Below are 18,165 nucleotides of genomic sequence, written 5' to 3' on the forward strand. Positions count from 1 at the left end.
CCAAGCATTTGCGCGTCCGCCATCATGATGTTGTCATGGAAATCGGCTAGCTGCGCATCGCATCCCGCAAACAATCGACCCGCCTCCCCGGCGGGCCGGTCGCTAGAAGAAAGTGAAGACCGTGCGTTATGCAATCTACTTCGCGCCGCCGGCGGACGACCGGCTGTCGCAGACCGCGTCCCGTTGGCTTGGCCGTGACGCCTTTACCGGCCAGGATCTTGCTCTTCCGACGATCGCCGGGATCGACGAAGCGACGCAACGCACACTGACAGCAGACCCGCGACGCTACGGTTTTCACGGAACGCTGAAGGCACCCTTCGAGCTTGCCGAGGGCCGCGACGAAGACGAACTTCTCAGCATCTTCGAATGCTTCGCCGCTGACCTCGATCCCTTCGAAATCCCTGAAATCGTCCTGCACCAGCTCGGTCCTTTTTTTGCCCTGGTGCCGTCCGCTCCCTCTGCCGAACTGCAGGATCTGGCCGAAGATGCCGTTCACCGCTTCGACCCGTTCCGCGCGCGCCTGTCGGAGGCGGACTTCGCCCGGCGCAAGCCGGACAGCTTGCCAGAACGCCAGAGGCGCTACCTGAGGGAATGGGGCTATCCCTATGTATTCGAAGAATTTCAGTTCCATCTGACTTTGACTGGACCGGTCCCTGCCGAGACCGGCGGCGTCATGCGCTCGGCGCTCGAAACCACCTTTGCCGATCATATCGGCAAACCGCTTCACGTCACGTCAGTCGCGCTCTTCGTCGAACCGGAGCGCGGCGCCCCCTTTATTGTCCGCTCCCTGCTGCCGCTCGGCAGCGACTCCCAACGAAAGATCGCATGAGATGAGCAAAGAACAGGTTTTGACCAACGCCCGCATCGTCCTTGAGGACAGTATCCTCGACGGTTCGGTGCTGATCCGCGACGGCAAGATTGCCGATATCTCCGCGGGGACGGTCGCCAGCGGCGAGGACTTCGAAGGCGATTATCTGATCCCGGGCCTCATCGAGCTGCACACCGACCATCTCGAAGCCCACTATTCGCCGCGCCCCGGCGTGCGCTGGCTGAAGATCGCAGCGATCCAGGCGCATGACGCGCAGGTCGTCACCTCCGGCATCACAACGGTCTTCGACTGCCTGCGTCTCGGTTCCGACGAAGACGGCGGCTTCCAGAAGGGCGAGATGCGCAGCATGGCTGATGCCCTGGCGCAGGCCAAGGAAGAAGGTCGGCTGCGCGCCGACCACCTGATCCACCTGCGCTGCGAAGTCTCGACCTCCGACGTGCTCGATCACTACGAGGACTTCCGGCACGACCCGCAGGTCAGGCTCGTTTCCCTGATGGACCATGCGCCAGGCCAGCGTCAGTTCCAGACGATGGACCAGTACACGCTCTACTACAAATCCAAGCGCGGACTTTCCGACGCGGAATTCGCCCGCTTCGTCGAGCGTCAGCAGGCGCTTTCGGCGAAATATGCCGGCCCGCACCGCACTGCGCTGGCTGAGGCCTGCGCGGCCCGCGGCATCACGATTGCCAGCCATGACGACGCGACGGTCGACCACGTCGAAGAATCGGTCGGCTTCGGCATCAAGCTTGCCGAATTCCCGACAAGCTTCGAAGCCGCCGAAGCGTCGCACCGCGCGGGCCTGAGCGTGCTCATGGGCGCGCCGAACATCGTTCGCGGCAAGTCGCACTCCGGCAACATCGCCGCCCGCGACCTGGCGGAACGTGGCGTGCTCGACGTGCTGTCGTCGGACTATGTGCCCTTCAGCCTGATCCACGCGCCTTTCGTTCTTTCCGACGAAGTCGAAGCCATTGACCTGCCGAAGGCGATCGCGATGGTGACCTCGACGCCAGCGCGCACCGTCGGCCTTGACGACCGCGGCCGCGTCGCAGTCGGTCTGCGCGCCGATATCGCCCGCGTCCACCGCAGGCAAGGCATTCCGGTCGTGCGCTCCGTCTGGCGCGAAGGACGGCGTGTCGCATGAGCGCGAACGAACAGGGCGGCGCGCTCGTCGTCGTCGTTGGCCCAAGCGGCGCCGGCAAGGACAGCGTCATGGGATTTGCCGCCCGGCACTTTGCCGACTGTCACGACGTGTATTTCGTCCGGCGTGTCATCACCCGTCCGTCGGATGCCGGCGGCGAGGTGCATGAAAGCGTCTCCGAAGACGAGTTCGTCGACATGCAAAAGGACGGCGCCTTCGCCGTCTTCTGGGACGCGCATGGCCTCAAATACGGCATCCCATCCGTGGTGCTCGATAATGTCCGGAACGGCATGACGGCGATCGTCAACGGCAGCCGCGGTGCCTTGCAGGCGTTCCGGGAAGCGTTCGGCGACATCGCCGTCGTCGTCATCACCGCCGAGGCACCGGTTCTGGCAAAGCGGCTTGCAGAACGCGGCCGCGAGAGCGAGGAAGAAGTCCTGCGACGACTGAGCCGCCAGGCCCCCGATGTCACGTCGGGGCCCGGCGTGAGCGTCATCGACAATAGCGGCAGGCTCGACATCGCCGGCACCCGCTTCGTCGACCTAGTGGAACGATTGCGCATCAAGGCGGACCACGCCGCCTGACGGGGGCGAGCGGTACCGTCGGCTTCGCCTCTCGAATCGACATGGCAGGGCTTTAGGCCGGATATCTTTTCTGACGATCGATTGACACGAGCCCCGAAATTCCGGTTTCGGGGCTTTTTTGCGTTCGCGCGCTTCGGAAGCACGTCGCACAGAAGTTGCTCACAGAATCAATTTGTTGACGCCGCTTGCTCATGTTTTTGAACAGCGCCGCGTCTCTTTTCTTCGCCTTTAGGCCCTGTCCTTTTCCTCCCGCCACACGATTTTCCTCTTGTGGAGCGAATTAATATGTATATACATTATATCCAGTGGAGGCGACCTCATGAACGATATCTCGACCCGCAAGCAGGCATCCGGCGTTTGGCGCAACACGCGCCTTGTGACGTTGAGCGAAGGCGCCGAAGGACTTGGGCTTGTCGAGAATGCGGCCGTTGCTGTCGTCGATGGGCGGATCGCTTTTGCGGGTCCCGATCGCGATCTGCCGGCCAACCTCGCAGGCCGCCTCGAAACGGTTGACTGCGAAGGCCGCGTGATGACGCCGGCTCTGATCGATTGCCATACGCATCTCGTGCACGGCGGCAACCGCGCCCGCGAGTTCCAGATGCGGCTCGAAGGCGCCACCTATGAAGAGATCGCACGGGCCGGCGGTGGCATCGTTTCCTCGGTGAAGGCGACCAATGCGCTGAGCGTCAACCAACTCGTGGAAAGCGCTCTGCCACGGCTCGACACGCTTCTTTCCGAAGGTGTTTCGACGGTCGAAATCAAGTCCGGTTACGGGCTCAATGTGACGGCTGAGCTCAACATGCTGCGCGCCGCGCGCAAGCTCGAAACGCTGCGGCCGGCCCGCGTCGTCACCAGCTACCTCGCCGCGCATGCGACGCCGGCAGACTACAAGGGCCGCAACGGCGACTACATCACCGACGTCGTGCTGCCCGGCCTCGATGCGGCGCACGCCGAAGGGCTGGTCGATGCGGTCGACGGTTTCTGCGAGGGCATTGCCTTCTCGACCGCAGAGATCGCCCGTGTCTTCGACCGCGCCAAGGCACTAGGCCTGCCGGTCAAGCTGCACGCAGAACAGCTTTCCAATCTCGGCGGTGCGAAGCTCGCGGCATCCTATGGTGCGCTCTCGGCCGACCATCTCGAATATCTCGACGCCGAAGGCGCCGCAGCCCTTGCCAAATCAGGCACGGTTGCCGTCCTGCTCCCCGGTGCGTTCTATGCACTCCGCGAAGAGCGCCTACCGCCGGTTCAGGCGCTGCGCGACGCCGGCGCACGGATCGCGATCGCCACCGATTGCAACCCCGGCACTTCGCCGCTGACGTCGCTGCTTCTCACCATGAACATGTCGGCGACGTTCTTCCGGCTGACGGTAGCCGAATGCCTGGCCGGCACAACGCGCGAAGCCGCGCGCGCCCTCGGCCTGCTCGCGGACACCGGAACCATCGAGGTCGGCAAGTCGGCCGATCTCGCGCTCTGGAACATCGAGGATCCCGCCGAGCTCGTCTACCGCATCGGCTTCAACCCACTTCATGAACGCATCTTCAGAGGGCAAAGGATCGGTCAATGACCATCATTCTACATCCGGGCTCCGTGCCCCTTCGCGACCTCGAAACCATCTACTGGACCGGAGAGCCGGCTCGTCTTGACCCGTCCTTTGACGCTGGCATCAAGAAGGCGGCCGGCCGCATCGCCGAAATCGTCGCCGGCAATGCCCCGGTCTACGGCATCAACACCGGCTTCGGCAAACTCGCCTCGATCAAGATCGACAGCGCCGACGTCGCGACGCTGCAGCGCAATCTGATCCTGTCGCATTGCTGCGGCGTCGGCGAGCCGCTTGCCGAAAACGTCGTGCGTCTGATCCTGTCGCTGAAGCTCGTTTCGCTCGGTCGCGGCGCCTCCGGCGTCCGTCTCGAACTCGTGCGTCTGATCGAAGCCATGCTCGAAAAGGGCGTAGTCCCGGTCATTCCCGAGAAGGGCTCGGTTGGTGCTTCCGGCGACCTCGCACCGCTCGCCCATATGGCAGCCGTGATGATGGGCCATGGCGAAGCGTTCTTCGAAGGGCGCCGCATGTCCGGCGCCGAGGCGCTTTCCGCCGCTGGCCTGACGCCCGTCGTGCTGGCCGCCAAGGAAGGCTTGGCGCTGATCAACGGCACCCAGACCTCGACGGCGCTGGCGCTTGCCGGTCTCTTCCGCGCCCACCGCGCCGCGCAGGCAGCACTGATCACCGGCGCTATGTCGACCGACGCCGCCATGGGTTCGTCCGCCCCCTTCCACCCCGACATCCACAAGCTGCGTGGTCATCGCGGCCAGATCGATACGGCCGCCACATTGCGCACTTTGCTTGCCGGCTCCGCGATCCGCGAAAGCCACATCGAAGGCGACGAGCGGGTGCAGGATCCATATTGCATCCGCTGCCAACCGCAGGTCGATGGCGCCTGCCTCGATCTCCTGCGCTCGGTCGCGCGCGTGCTCGAGACCGAAGCCAACGCCGTCACCGATAACCCGCTGGTCCTTTCGGACAATTCCGTCGTCTCTGGCGGCAACTTCCACGCCGAGCCGGTTGCTTTCGCCGCCGACCAGATCGCGCTTGCCGTCTGCGAGATCGGCGCCATCTCGCAGCGCCGCATCGCGCTGCTCGTCGATCCGGCACTCTCCTACGGCCTGCCGGCCTTCCTCGCGAAAAAGCCGGGCCTCAACTCCGGCTTGATGATCGCCGAAGTCACCTCCGCTGCGCTGATGTCGGAGAACAAGCAGCTCTCGCACCCGGCCTCGGTCGACTCGACACCGACTTCGGCCAACCAGGAAGACCACGTCTCGATGGCCTGCCACGGCGCCCGCCGCCTGCTGCAGATGACCGAAAACCTGTTCTCGATCGTCGGCATCGAAGCCCTGACCGCAGTCCAGGGCGTCGAGTTCCGCGCGCCGCTCAAGACGAGCCCCGAGTTGCAGAAGGCAGCCGCGGCACTTCGCGCCGTCTCTCTGACGATCGAGGAAGATCGCTACATGGCCAACGACCTCAAGGCTGCCGGCGATCTCGTCGCCTCCGGCCGCCTGAACGCCGCGATCTCCGCCGGCATCCTGCCTGGCCTGGAGAGCTGAGATGGCGGTCTTCGAAGTCAAAAGGGGGAACTCCCCGGTCATTCTCGGATTTCCGCATACCGGCACTGACGTGCCGGCTGCGATCTGGGATCGGCTCAACGACAACGGCCGGATATTGGCCGATACCGATTGGCATATCCACCAGCTCTATGACGGCCTGCTGCCGGAGGTGACCGTCGTTCGCGCCACCTTCCACCGCTACGTGATCGACGCCAACCGCGATCCCGCGGGCGTCAGCCTCTACCCCGGCCAGAACACGACCGGCCTGATCCCGGAAACGGATTTCGACGGTAAGCCGATCTGGAAGGATGGAGAGGCACCAACCGAAGCCGATATCGCCGAACGCCTCCGGACGTTCCACGCGCCCTATCACGCGGCGCTTGCCGCCGAGATCGAGCGCGTCAAGGCGATCCATGGCGTCGTCGTGCTCTATGACTGCCATTCGATCCGTTCGCACATCCCGTTCCTCTTCGAAGGAAAGCTGCCGGATCTGAACATCGGCACCGACATGGGCAAGACCTGCGCGCCTGAGATTGAAAGGGCGACTACCGATATCGCAGCTGTAGCAGAAGGTTACAGCAGTATTCTCAATGGCCGCTTCAAGGGTGGATGGACGACCCGTCACTATGGGCGCCCCGAGACTGGCGTGCACGCGATCCAGATGGAACTCGCGCAATCGACCCATCTGGCAGCGGAAGAACCACCCTTCGCGCTCGACGCCGCCCGTTCAGCACTGCTGCGGGAACCGCTGAAAGCCATTCTGAACCGCATCGAAACCATCGCATTAGACCTCAAGACACAGACAGGGAGCGAGGCATGACCATGAACAATCCGCGCCACAACATTCGCGACGTGCGCGCCCCCCAGGGCACGACGCTCAACGCCAAAAGCTGGCTGACCGAAGCGCCGCTGCGCATGCTGATGAACAACCTCGATCCGAACGTGGCGGAAAACCCGCACGAACTGGTCGTCTATGGCGGCATCGGCCGCGCGGCGCGCACCTGGGCCGATTTCGACAAGATCGTCGAGACGCTCAAGGACCTCAACGACGACGAAACGCTGATGGTCCAGTCCGGCAAGCCGGTCGGCGTCTTCCGCACCCATAAGGATGCGCCGCGCGTTCTCATCGCCAACTCCAACCTCGTGCCGCATTGGGCGACCTGGGATCATTTCAACGAGCTGGATAAGAAGGGTCTCGCCATGTACGGCCAGATGACCGCTGGCTCGTGGATCTACATCGGCACTCAAGGAATTGTTCAGGGCACCTACGAGACCTTCGTGGAAGCCGGCCGCCAGCACTATGGCGGCAACCTCAAGGGCAAATGGGTGCTGACCGGCGGCCTCGGCGGCATGGGCGGCGCCCAGCCGCTCGCAGCGGTCATGGCGGGCGCATCGTGCCTTGCCGTGGAATGCAACCCGGATTCGATCGATTTCCGCCTGCGCACCCGCTACCTCGACGAGAAGGCCGAGACGCTGGACGAGGCGATGGAGATCATCGCCCGCTGGACGAAAAACGGCGAAGCGAAGTCCGTCGGCCTCCTCGGCAACACCGCTGAAATCCTGCCGGAAATGGTTCGCCGCGGCATCCGCCCCGACATGGTCACCGACCAGACCTCGGCACACGACCCGGTCAACGGCTACCTGCCGAAGGGCTGGACCATGGCCGAGTGGAAGGCCAAGCGCGAGAGCGACCCGAAGGCTGTCGAAAAGGCAGCACGTGCCTCGATGCGCGAACATGTCGAAGCGATGATCGCCTTCCAGGACATGGGCATCCCCACCTTCGACTATGGCAACAACATCCGCCAGGTCGCCAAGGAAGAGGGCCTCGAAAACGCCTTTGCCTTCCCGGGCTTCGTACCGGCCTATATCCGCCCGCTATTTTGCCGCGGCATCGGCCCGTTCCGCTGGGCGGCTCTCTCCGGCGATCCGGAAGACATCTACAAGACCGACGCCAAGGTCAAGGAACTGCTGCCCGACAACAAGCACCTGCACAACTGGCTGGACATGGCGCGCGAGCGCATCTCGTTCCAGGGCCTGCCGGCACGCATTTGCTGGGTCGGCCTCGGTGACCGCCATCGCCTCGGCCTCGCCTTCAACGAGATGGTCAGGAACGGTGAGCTGAAGGCGCCTGTCGTCATCGGCCGCGATCACCTCGACTCGGGCTCGGTCGCCTCGCCGAACCGCGAAACCGAAGCGATGAAGGATGGCTCGGACGCCGTTTCCGACTGGCCGCTGCTCAACGCGCTACTCAACACCGCCTCGGGTGCGACCTGGGTGTCGCTGCACCACGGCGGCGGCGTCGGCATGGGCTTCTCGCAGCACTCGGGCGTCGTCATTTGCGCCGATGGCACGGATGATGCAGCCAAGCGACTGGAGCGCGTGCTCTGGAACGACCCGGCGACCGGCGTCATGCGCCACGCCGATGCGGGCTACGACATCGCTCTTGATTGCGCCAAGGACAAGGGCCTGCGCCTGCCGGGTATCCTCGGCAACTGATACGCTTTCGACTGACATACTCAACGGAAATGCTGATAGGGGCGCCGAAAGGCGCCCCTATCACTTTTTGATGAGACAAGTACCGGGACTGCGTCTTCCTTGCTTCGGCGCCTTGCAACTGTTGATCGCAATGCTAGAAAAATAATGATGCCATCGCATTTCTGACGATGCGTTGCAGAAGATCTCTTTTCGCTCAAGCGAGCGCTGATTGTTTATGAGAAGGCTTCATGTGTAAGGGCAGAAACAAGAGAAGAACCATTAGACATCCTATGTTTGCCGTGGGGCTTCTTACGAGCGCCTTTATTGCTTCGTCTTCGGTCGCCCAGAACGTGAGTTTCTTCGGCCCTGTTCGCAACGGAGAGCGGCATTTTACCGCCTTCCCGGAGTATATCGGCGTCGGAATGAGCCAAGGGGAGACCAAGAAGAGGGACGTGGTCTTCTCAACAATTCAAATGCTCGCCATCACTGCCGGAATTGAGGTGCGAGCCCAACCGGGCCTCGGAAGAAACACCATCGGCGTGATATTTAGAAAAGATGTCGTCCAGAATGGCCGGGTCGACGTTCGCAAAATTGAAGATTTCGGCTTCGACCCCTACTACAGCAAATTGCTCAACGACACGGCAGGAAGCGGCCCAGGAAACTGCGCCTCTGCCGTGAACTATTCTGCGGAAGGGCGGTTTGACCGAGCCGTCGTCGTTGCAAACAACGATGTCCCCGATCAGGAATTGGCGACCTGCGTGGCTCAGGCCCAGGCGCATGCGCTGGGGATAGCCACCTTTAACTCCAGCAAGGCCGACTTCTCGCGCTTCTTCGCGAGAATTATGATCCTTGTCGATCAAAAGAAGAGATGTCTCCAGGACAACCAAACCACATTGACCTGCAAATTTGTCGATGAGCCCTGGGACTAACCCGGTTCGCGGCTGACCGTCCTCTTTCCTTTTCTATCGCCATCGAGCACCAGCAGCAGCAACAACCCGGCAGATCCTGCAACACCACCGAGCAGCGCCGTTCCGGAATAGTTGCTGATCCGGGTGCCGAGCGCAAAAAGCCCGGCGCAAAGCCCGCCGCTCAGGAAAAGGTTCACGGCGATCAGTGAGCTTCCCAGGCCCGGCCGGTCGGCAATCAGGTCCTGAAGGTAGCTGATCGGGATGGTGATCAGCGCCGCTGCACCGAAGGCGCCGATGAGGGTGAGCGCGTAGATCTGCCAGGTGGCCGTCGAAAAGCCGAGCAACGCCATGTAGCCGATGTAGATGGCCGTCCCCAGTGCCAGCGCCTTGAACGGAACCAGGCTCAACTGGATGCGTGCCCAGACGAAGATGAAGACGACTTCGAGGAAGGCGACGATGCCGACGATGATGCCGATATCGGTAACGCTGCCGCCGATCTCGTCGGTCATAATCAGGGGCAGAACAGCAGCGTTGACGTGGAGCGTCGAGGTGATGGTTGCGACGGCAATCACCCGCAGGAAGATGCGCGGTGCCAGGATCTCCCGAAACGACGTCCAATAGGAAAGCCGCTTGCCGAGCGCAGCGTCGGCCCCGCCTTCGTTGGGCAATCTGAAATAGACGATCAGCAGGTTGGCGAGGCAACCAAGGCAGGCGAGCAGATAGGCCGGCAGCATGCTTTCGCCGCCCGCCAGAGCGAAGCCGACCAGCCCGGGCACCAGAACCCAGGACACCGATATCGCCGCGCGCGCGCCGGTCGTCAGCGACGCGGCGTCATGCCCACTCATCCGCCGGGCGATGCTGCGCACATTCGCAAAGAGCAGCGTGTAGAGCGCGCCATAAATCGGCAGCAGCAAAAGGACGCTGACGACGAAACTCGTCTGGTACGGCAGCACATAGACGATGCCGTAGCCCACAACGCCGAACAGGATCGCCGTCGACATCAGTACGCGATAATTACCGACGCGGTCCGCCAGGATGCCGATCGAGACGCTGACGATGACATTCACGGTCGAAGCAAGAAGGATCAGCAGCGAATAGATGGCGTCGCTGAGACCCAGTTCGTTGATGCCGACAACGGACTGATAGGGCGAGGTGGCAGCGCCGGCGAAGCCGAACAGGAAGATTGCCAGCATGCTGATCCGCATGGCCGGGTTGCGCATGGCGCTAAGTATGGTGGAAGTCATGCTAGAACGTGTCCGCGAAGCGGGTGAAGGGCACCTGATGGCTCCTTAAATCGGGACCGAGTTAAGGACAAACATGCAGTAACTTAGAGCGTTACAGCGACCTGACGCGTCTTGAACGACGTGCGGCGCCGCAGAGGAGGGCCTACCCGAAAATTCGGGTAGGAAAAATACAGATAGTAAAGCCTCAGCCACCGCTCGACCAACGGGACGAGAAGCGGGCGACAGGCTCGAAGACAAAGTCCTGGTCGAACGGATAAGCAGGCCGCTGACGGCGCAAGCTCGCAAGGCCGGCGATGCCCTGATTGACGACGCCTTCGGTCAAAGCCATCAGATTGGGATTGGCGATCGGCGCGAGTTCGGGCGACAGATAACCCGACTTGACGACGAGCAGCCGCACGGCCTGGGGATCGAGACCGAGCCGACGGAAATCCTCGATATCGTGATAGGGCCTGCGGCGCGCGGCAATGACGATATCGATGGCGCCGACGCGCACCACCGCCTGCCGCTCCCTCTCCGCCCCAGGATCATCGAGCCTGACGACCTCCACCAACATTTCGGCGCAGGGGCTTGCCGGGTCGAGGCTACCGCCGATCTTGAGCATCAGCGTTTCGCCTGCACCGGCAGCAAAGCAGGCTTCCACCGCCGGGCGATCGGTGATGCCGGCGATCAGGGCGCCGCGCCAGCCGCGTGCCAGCAGTGCCTTCAGCACATCGGCTCGGTCACCGACACCGCCACCGGTCGGATTGTCGCCGGAGTCCGCGAGGATGATCGGCGTCGTCGTCGCCCGTTCGGCGATATCCAGCATCTCGTTGAGCGGTCCGGTCACCGGGCCAAAGCGGAAGTTGCTACGCTCAGCCCAGTAGCCCGCGGCAATCTCTTCTGCCGCCTCCTTGGCTGCGGCCTTATCGGTGGCGGTCACGACCGCGCAGGCAGTCGCCCGAGGCTCGTCGGCCCAGACGTAGCCGACCATCAGGTTGGCGTCGAGGATGCCCGGCCGCTTATCAATCTCCGGCAGATGAGCGTAGAGCGATTTCGCCGGCTCGTCTTCGGTCGAGGTGCATTCGCCGGGCAGAAGCACCGGAACCGGCGTCCAGGCAATACCCGGACGCGTTCCGTCTCTGAGCGCCGAGACTAGCATCGACCAGGCGCGGGTCATGGTTTCCGGCGTGTCGATATGCGGCGCAGTGCGATAGGCTGCAAAGATGTCGAGCTGATCGATGATCCTCTGGCTGACATTGCCGTGCAGGTCGTAGCTTGCGGCAATCGGGCAATCGGGACCGACAACGGCGCGGGCCGCCGAAATCCAATCTCCCTCGGCATCATCCATGCCATCGACCTTGATGGCGCCATGCATGGCGAGATAGAGCCCGTCGATCGGCAGGGCCGCACGGAGTCCCTCGAGAAACTCTGCCTTGAATGCGTCGTAGATCCCTCGCGATACGGGACCACCGGGGACGGCGCGCGCATGCAGCAGCGGCAGGTGCTCGACGCCCTCGGCTTTCATGAAGCTGAAGTATTCGGCCTCCAGCAACGCCTGCCCGCGCAGCACGCGAAAGTCTTCCTCCGTCATCAGGACTGGCGAATAGGTGCTGCATTCAGTGTGGATGCCACCGACGGCGATGCGCATGGGCTTTCCTCTTAGAGATTGGGGCTGAGCGGAGCGATGGCCGCGAAGCGCAGCCAGTCCTTCGCCGCCTTCGGTGTCCAGGCCGCCTCGGCAATCGCCGGAAGCCGCGGGAAGACGAGGCGGTTGAAGTAGCTGCGCGAAAGAAAGTGCTCGCACCAGATGCAGGCCTGGACGCCCTTGAGGCGCGGCTTCAGCTCCTCGGGGAATTCACCCTCGGCCTCATAACCATAGGTGTGGGCGGGCGTTGCCGTCCCGGCCCAGCTCGCGCCGGGCTCCTGCCAGGCATCGGCCTGCGCCATGTCGAGATAATAGGCCTGTCCGGGGGTCATCACCACGTCATAGCCTTCGCGTGCCAGTTCGATGCCGACCTCCGGCCGCTCCCAGGCCATCAGCAGCGTCTCTTCGGTCGAGACACCGCCGCCATGCGCCACCTCGTTCCAGCCGGCGAGCTTGCGGCCGCGCGCCGTCAGCATTTGTTTCACCCGCTTCAGGAAATAGGACTGCAGCGCGAAGGTGCCGGAAATCCCCTCCTGCTCCATCAGCGTCTTGGCAAGCGGAGAAGCGAGCCACGAGCCGTTCGCCACTTCGTCGCCGCCGATATGGAGGTACTTGCTCGGGAAGAGCTCGACCATCTCATCGAAGACTTTCTCGAGGAACTCATAGGTGAAGGCGACGGCGGGGTTGAGCGCATTGTTCGGATAACCTTGCACCGAGTGGTAACTCTCCGGCGCCTCCTGGCCATCGGAGAGATCCGGCAGAGCGACGAGCGTCGCCGCACTGTGTCCTGGAATGTCGATCTCCGGCACGACATCGATGTGAAGTGCCGATGCCTGCGCGACGATCGCCTTGACGTCAGCCTGGCTGTAGAAGCCGCCGACGGGTTCTGCACCATTGCCGAGCTGCGGCAGCAGCGCCTCATCGGGGCCGCGCAGCACACCAAGCGTCGTCAGCTCCGGAAACGCCTTGATCTCCAGGCGCCACGCCTCGTCGTCCGTCAGGTGCCAGTGGAAGATGTTGAGCTTGAACCAGGCGAGGATATCGATCAGCCGCGCCACATCGGTGGCCGGATAAAACTGGCGGGAGACATCGAGATGGCAGCCGCGCCAGCCGTAGCGAGGCTTGTCCGAGATTGTACCGCTCGCCGGGAAGCGGAATTTGCCGGGATGATTGCGCGCTCCGTCCAGAAGCTGGGCAAGGCTGGTCAAGCCGTATTGCCGGCCGGCACTGCCGCCGTAGTTCAGGCGAATTTCGGTTTCGGAGAATTCAAGGCGATAGGCTTCCGCCGCCAACCCGGGATCCGCCGTGAAGACGACCAGCCGCCCCTGCTTCGATGCAGCGAGGCTGAAAGGGGCATGGCCCTCAGGGAACAATCGATGGAACATCGACAGGACCGTATCGACCGCTGCAAGGTCGTCTTGTCCAGCGCCAGCGGCCGGATAGAGAACGACCGGGAAACCAGTTCCAGCCCGAAGCTCGAGCTTCGCCGGCCAGGGCTGCAGCGCATAGGGCTGGTCGAGCTTGCCTTCCGGCAGCCGCACCGGCGGCGGTTCACTGACGGCGTTCTCAAGCAGCAGATCCGATACGGCGACCGGGACGTGTCGGCCATCGGCAAGCGTCAGATAGGTGGACTTGGCACCGTCGGTGCAGTGGCGCGCATTGCGATGCAGGCCGCTGACGGTGAAGGTCCAGCTTCCGCCGTTGTCGATCGTCAGCCCCTCGGGTGGGGCGAATTCGTGAAAATTGGCGTTGCGGCGCAGGAACACCGCATTGTCGCAAGCCTTGGGATCAATGACCCGCGTCAGCGACGTATAGGCGATCCTGAAACCGGACAGCGGCGCGCCAGAGAAATTGAACAGCGCGAAGGTGAACCGACCAAAGGGCCCGCCATCCGGCTGCCAAGACGCCTCGAGACGATAGGAAACCGGCTGCATGCTCTTCCTCCAAATGCAGTGTCAGTAGTGGCTTGATTGTGAAAACGTGCGGGCCAGTTCCGCCTGACCGGCAGTAAGCCCGCAATCGACGGGCAGGCAGACGCCCGAAATGGCCGCAGCGAGCGGTCCCGCCAGGAAATGCACCGCATTGGCGACATCATCGGGGTTGACGATCCGCTGCAGCGGATACCAGCGCCGCGCTTCTTCGAAGACATCCGGGTTTGACGCCGCCCTCGCCTCCCAGGCCTGGGTGCGCACAGTACCGGGTGCAACGGCATTCGAGCGGATGCCGAACTTGCCGTATTCGACCGCGATCAGTCGGGTGAGATGCAGCAGGCCGGCCTTGGCAGCGCTGTAGGCCGGATGGCCGAAGACGTTCATGCCATTGACCGATGCGATGTTGACCACCGATCCGCCCGTCTCTTTCAGCATGTCCTCGACGGCGCGGAAGCAGAGGAATGCTGCTTCGAGATTCAACGCGTTGTCCATGCGCCAGATTTCCGGTGTCGTATCGTGCAGGCTGACGGCACGGGCCGCGCCGGCATTGTTGACGAGCGTGCGCACCGTCCCCCGGCTTGCCGCCGTCGCGGCCATCGCCGCAACGCTTGTCGTATCGGTTACGTCGCAGGCAACGGCCACGAAGCGCTTGTCATCGCCGAGCGTGCGCGCCGCCCGTTCAGCGGCGTCCGCGTCGATGTCGACGAGCAGGATCACATCGTGATCGTCGGAAAGCTTGCGCGCGATAGCGCGGCCGATATCGCCGGCTGCACCGGTTACGATCGCGAGGGATTGCGTCATGCGCTGACCTTTCGCGGCACGTCAGTCTCCGAGAAGCTGGCGATCGTCACCGTCGCGGTGCGTGACCAGCTGCTGCTTGATGCGCCGAAGTGTGGTCGTCGCCTGGGGCTGCACCCGGTAGGCGACGAGGCTGGAGAGGATATCGAGCAGCGCCAGATAGGCGATGCGGGTGGAAGTGGGGCGGTAGATGTTGTTGCCCTCGGGCAGATCGACCGGCACGGTGATGCTGGCGGCGGCCGCCACCGGACTACCGCTCTGTGTCAGCGCGATGGTCGGCACCTTCAGTTCGCGGGCGAGCGTAAAAGCGCGCACGAGCTCGGCGTTGCGGCCGGAGAAGGACGAGCCAATGAGCACGTCGGTCGGCCGCGCCGCCGCCGTCATCATCAGCTGCATGCTGTGATCGGAGCTGGAGGTGATGCGAAGACCATAGCGGAACAGCCGGTTCTGCAACTCGCCGGCAATCATTGAGGAATTACCACCGGAACCAAAGGCGTAGATCATTTCCGCTGCGGCGATGCGCTCGACGGCCTGCTCGATCGCCGCCAGGTCAAGCGAGCGATGCAGAAGGAACAGCGCGTTCTGCGACTTGGTGATGATGTCCTGCGCGACATCGCCGGTCTCGCGGCTCTTCGGCTCCGGTTTCAGATAGCGCATGCCGATATAGGCGGTGCGGGCAAGTTGCACCTTGAAATCGGAGAAGCTGTCGCAGCCGAGCCGGCGACAGAAGCGGGTGACGGTGGGCGGCGACACGTCCGCCTTGCTCGCCAATTCGATGATGGAGGCGTTCACCGCAAACTCGAAATCATTCAGGAGAATGTCGGCAATGCGGTTTTCCGATTGGGAGAGCCGCCCTTTTTCTTCCTGTAGTGTCGCGAAGATGTCCATCGCCCGCTTGCGCCTTGCTTCAGATCATGAATGGGAGCGGGATGCGGGCGGAAAACCGCATACACTTTTCCTCATCCCGCTCTAAGATCAGCCTTCCTTCGGCCTGTAGGCGACGCAGTCGATCTCGACCTTGCAATCGACCATCATCGACGACTGGACGCAGGCCCGCGCCGGCGGATGAGCACCGAAATACTCCTGGTAGATCTTGTTGAATGTCCAGAAATCACGCGGATCGTCGAGCCAGACACCGCAACGAACCACGTGTTCCGGACCGTAGCCGGCTTCAGTCAGGATGGCCAGTACGTTGGCGATCGTCTTGTGGGTTTGCGGAATTATCCCACCCTCGATGATCTCGCCATTTTCCATGGCAACCTGGCCGGAAACATAAAGCCAGCCGTCCGCTTCCACCGCACGTGCGAAAGGCAAGGGTTTGCCGCCAGCGCCGACCTGTTCCGCACCATAGCGCTTGATCGTCATCATGAGCCTTCTTGCAAATTATTTTCTTTGATCGTTGACAAGTGACCATAGAAAGCTGAATTTGGCTAGTGAAAAACACCATTCATGAAAAGAATTTCAATCCAGGGCGCGAATATGCGGGATCCTTTCCTCAATCCATTCCCCTCCTCCGACATGGCACGCCACTCGATCTGGGAGATGCTCGTCTCTCGCGATATTACCGCCTTCCTGGCCGCAGACTGGTCGATGGTCGCAGGTGATTTCGTCGAGGACGGCTTCATCGGCATCGACGGCCGCCGCGAAACCAATCCGGACAATTGGCGGCTGACCTTCCCGTCGCTTGCGGCCTATCGCGAGGAGTGGCTGCGCCAGGCAAACGACTTTGCGACGCAGAGCTTCGCCGAAGATCCGCGCAATGCGATCTTCACGACGACGACTCTCGAAGACATCGAGATCAACGGCGACCAGGCGCTGGCGCGCAAGAAATTCGATGGCAGCCTCAAGAAGTCGGACGGCAGCGTCGACATCCTGAAATGGCAGACCGTCTACTATTGCCGCCTGCACGAGGGACGCTGGAAGATTGCCGGCTTTACCGGCTACTTGCCGAACCCGATGGGCCCGGCCTGAAAGACGCGATAGAAAAGGCAAAGGCATTGCGGATCTTCACAGCGGCGCTTGCGACCGAAACCAACACCTTCTCCCCGATCTGCATCGACCGCCGGGCCTTCGAAGCGTCGCTCTACGCGCCGCCCGGAGAACACCCGGAAACACCGACGCTTTGCACCGCGCCGATCACAGTCGGCCGCCGCATCGCCGTGGAGAAGGGCTGGAAACTGGTCGAGGGCACCGCCACCTGGGCGGATCCAGCCGGCCTCGTCAACCGGGAGACCTATGAAGGCCTGCGCGACGAAATCCTCGACCAGCTACGCGCTGCCATGCCCGTCGACGCTGTAGTGCTCGGCCTGCACGGCGCCATGGTCGCGGACGGCTACGAAGATCCGGAGGGTGACCTGCTGACGCGCGTCCGGGAGATCGTTGGCCCCGACATCCTCGTCTGCGCCGAACTCGACCCCCATAGCCACCTGACGGCCAAGCGCGCTGCCGCGTCGAACTTCTTCGTCTACTTCAAGGAGTTTCCGCACACCGACTTCGTCGACCGTGCCGGAGATCTCTGGCGTATCGTCGTCGATACGCTCGAAGGGCGCGTCACGCCTGTCATGTCGATCTTCGACTGTCGGATGATCGACGTTTACCCGACCTCGCGCGATCCGATGCGCTCCTTCGTCGACAAGCTTATGCGCATCGAGAAAGAAGATGCGGACGTGCTCTCGCTCTCCGTGATCCACGGCTTCATGGCCGGCGACGTATCGGAAATGGGAACGAAGCTGCTTGCCGTCACCAACGGCAAACCGGAGAAGGGCGCGAGCCTCGCGCAGGAACTGGGTCTCGAACTCTTCTCCCACCGCGGAACCTTTATCATGCCGCAGATCGACGAGAAGCAGGCCGTTTCCGAGGCACTCGCCGCATCGAAGGGTCCTGTCGTGATTGCCGATGTCTGGGACAATCCAGGCGGAGGCACCGCCGGCGACGCAACGGTGCTGCTCGAAGAGCTCCTGGCGCGCGGCGCAACCGACGTTGCGGTCGGGACGATCTGGGACCCGATGGCGGTGCAGATCTGCATGGCGGCCGGCGAAGGCGCCGAGATCCCGCTGCGCTTCGGCGCCAAGTCGGCTCCCGGAACCGGTCATCCGGTCGATGGCACCGTCAGGGTGGTCAAGCTGGTGCGCGACGCCGAGATGCGGTTCGGGGAGAGTTTTGCCCCGTTCGGCGATGCCGCCCACATCGTCTTCAACGGCATCGACATCATCCTCAATTCGACGCGAGCGCAGAGCTTCGATCCGAGCCTGTTCTCGGTGATGGGCATCGACCCAACGGCGAAGAAGGTCCTGGTCATCAAGTCGACCAATCACTTCTATGCCTCGTTCTCGAAGATCGCGTCCGAAATCCTCTATTGTTCGGCCGGCACTCCCTATCCGAACAACCCTGCGAAGACCGACTACAAGCGGGCACCGAAGAACATCTGGCCGAAGGTCGCCGATCCGCACGCAGAAGGGCGCGGCCCGAACCGCGCCTAGAGTGCGGCCATCGCGTCTCGCCGACACCGGTACGACGGGCTTAGTACGCAGACAAAAAA

The 18,165-nt window shown here is 62.8% G+C and carries 16 protein-coding genes; 10 read left to right on the plus strand and 6 right to left on the minus strand.

Annotated features, from left to right (window positions below; genetic code table 11):
- Positions 1-121: 121 nt before the first annotated feature.
- The 8 genes from ASE60_RS07635 to ASE60_RS07670 all read left to right on the plus strand — a co-directional run bounded on the left by ASE60_RS07635 (position 122) and on the right by ASE60_RS07670 (position 9,051).
- Entirely contained in the window at positions 122-829 is a 708-nt protein-coding gene (locus tag ASE60_RS07635; RefSeq protein WP_057249269.1) for a DUF1045 domain-containing protein, read from the plus strand.
- A gap of 1 nt (position 830) precedes the next feature.
- Positions 831-1,970: an alpha-D-ribose 1-methylphosphonate 5-triphosphate diphosphatase gene (locus tag ASE60_RS07640; RefSeq protein WP_057249152.1), complete on the plus strand. Its 1,140-nt coding sequence runs from the start codon at positions 831-833 to the stop codon at positions 1,968-1,970.
- A complete protein-coding gene (phnN, locus tag ASE60_RS07645) occupies positions 1,967-2,551 on the plus strand; it encodes a phosphonate metabolism protein/1,5-bisphosphokinase (PRPP-forming) PhnN (RefSeq protein WP_057249153.1) in 585 nt (194 codons plus the stop codon). Before ASE60_RS07640 ends, phnN begins: the two co-directional genes overlap by 4 nt.
- 319 nt (positions 2,552-2,870) lie before the next feature.
- Positions 2,871-4,115, plus strand: a complete 1,245-nt coding sequence (gene hutI, locus ASE60_RS07650; protein WP_057249154.1) for an imidazolonepropionase — start codon at positions 2,871-2,873, stop codon at positions 4,113-4,115.
- Positions 4,112-5,647 carry a histidine ammonia-lyase gene (hutH, locus tag ASE60_RS07655; protein ID WP_057249155.1) on the plus strand — a complete coding sequence of 512 codons (1,536 nt, stop codon included), beginning with the start codon at positions 4,112-4,114 and terminating at the stop codon, positions 5,645-5,647. The genes hutI and hutH overlap by 4 nt, the downstream gene beginning before the upstream one ends.
- Before the next feature lies 1 nt (position 5,648).
- On the plus strand, positions 5,649-6,467 hold the full coding sequence (gene hutG, locus ASE60_RS07660) for an N-formylglutamate deformylase (RefSeq protein WP_057249156.1): 819 nt from the start codon (positions 5,649-5,651) through the stop codon (positions 6,465-6,467).
- A gap of 2 nt (positions 6,468-6,469) precedes the next feature.
- A complete protein-coding gene (hutU, locus tag ASE60_RS07665) occupies positions 6,470-8,143 on the plus strand; it encodes a urocanate hydratase (RefSeq protein WP_057249270.1) in 1,674 nt (557 codons plus the stop codon).
- Between the two features lie 269 nt (positions 8,144-8,412).
- On the plus strand, positions 8,413-9,051 hold the full coding sequence (locus ASE60_RS07670; protein ID WP_057249157.1) for a hypothetical protein: 639 nt from the start codon (positions 8,413-8,415) through the stop codon (positions 9,049-9,051).
- On the opposite strand, the gene ASE60_RS07675 is transcribed toward ASE60_RS07670, so the two are convergent.
- From ASE60_RS07675 to ASE60_RS07700, 6 genes are all read right to left on the minus strand, one after another.
- Complete coding sequence (locus tag ASE60_RS07675) at positions 9,048-10,274, minus strand: MFS transporter (protein WP_057249158.1); 1,227 nt, start codon at positions 10,272-10,274, stop codon at positions 9,048-9,050. The genes ASE60_RS07670 and ASE60_RS07675 overlap by 4 nt on opposite strands.
- Positions 10,275-10,458: 184 nt before the next feature.
- Positions 10,459-11,901, minus strand: a complete 1,443-nt coding sequence (locus ASE60_RS07680) for a M81 family metallopeptidase (protein WP_057249159.1) — start codon at positions 11,899-11,901, stop codon at positions 10,459-10,461.
- A gap of 11 nt (positions 11,902-11,912) precedes the next feature.
- A complete protein-coding gene (locus ASE60_RS07685; RefSeq protein WP_057249160.1) occupies positions 11,913-13,832 on the minus strand; it encodes a beta-N-acetylhexosaminidase in 1,920 nt (639 codons plus the stop codon).
- 21 nt (positions 13,833-13,853) lie between these two features.
- Positions 13,854-14,630, minus strand: coding sequence for an SDR family oxidoreductase (locus tag ASE60_RS07690; protein WP_057249161.1), 777 nt, complete (start codon positions 14,628-14,630; stop codon positions 13,854-13,856).
- A 21-nt stretch (positions 14,631-14,651) separates the two neighbouring features.
- Positions 14,652-15,515, minus strand: coding sequence for a MurR/RpiR family transcriptional regulator (locus ASE60_RS07695; RefSeq protein WP_057249162.1), 864 nt, complete (start codon positions 15,513-15,515; stop codon positions 14,652-14,654).
- Positions 15,516-15,602: 87 nt separating this feature from the next.
- A complete protein-coding gene (locus ASE60_RS07700) occupies positions 15,603-15,992 on the minus strand; it encodes a RidA family protein (protein ID WP_057249271.1) in 390 nt (129 codons plus the stop codon).
- Between the two features lie 114 nt (positions 15,993-16,106).
- Between ASE60_RS07700 and ASE60_RS07705 the strand changes: the two genes are divergently transcribed.
- Positions 16,107-16,598 (plus strand): hypothetical protein, encoded by a 492-nt coding sequence (locus ASE60_RS07705; protein WP_057249272.1) that lies wholly within the window; start codon positions 16,107-16,109, stop codon positions 16,596-16,598.
- Between the two features lie 26 nt (positions 16,599-16,624).
- Positions 16,625-18,106: a M81 family metallopeptidase gene (locus ASE60_RS07710; RefSeq protein ID WP_057249163.1), complete on the plus strand. Its 1,482-nt coding sequence runs from the start codon at positions 16,625-16,627 to the stop codon at positions 18,104-18,106.
- Positions 18,107-18,165: the final 59 nt, after the last annotated feature.

The sequence above is a fragment of the Ensifer sp. Root278 genome, from assembly GCF_001429285.1.
GTDB lineage: Bacteria > Pseudomonadota > Alphaproteobacteria > Rhizobiales > Rhizobiaceae > Ensifer.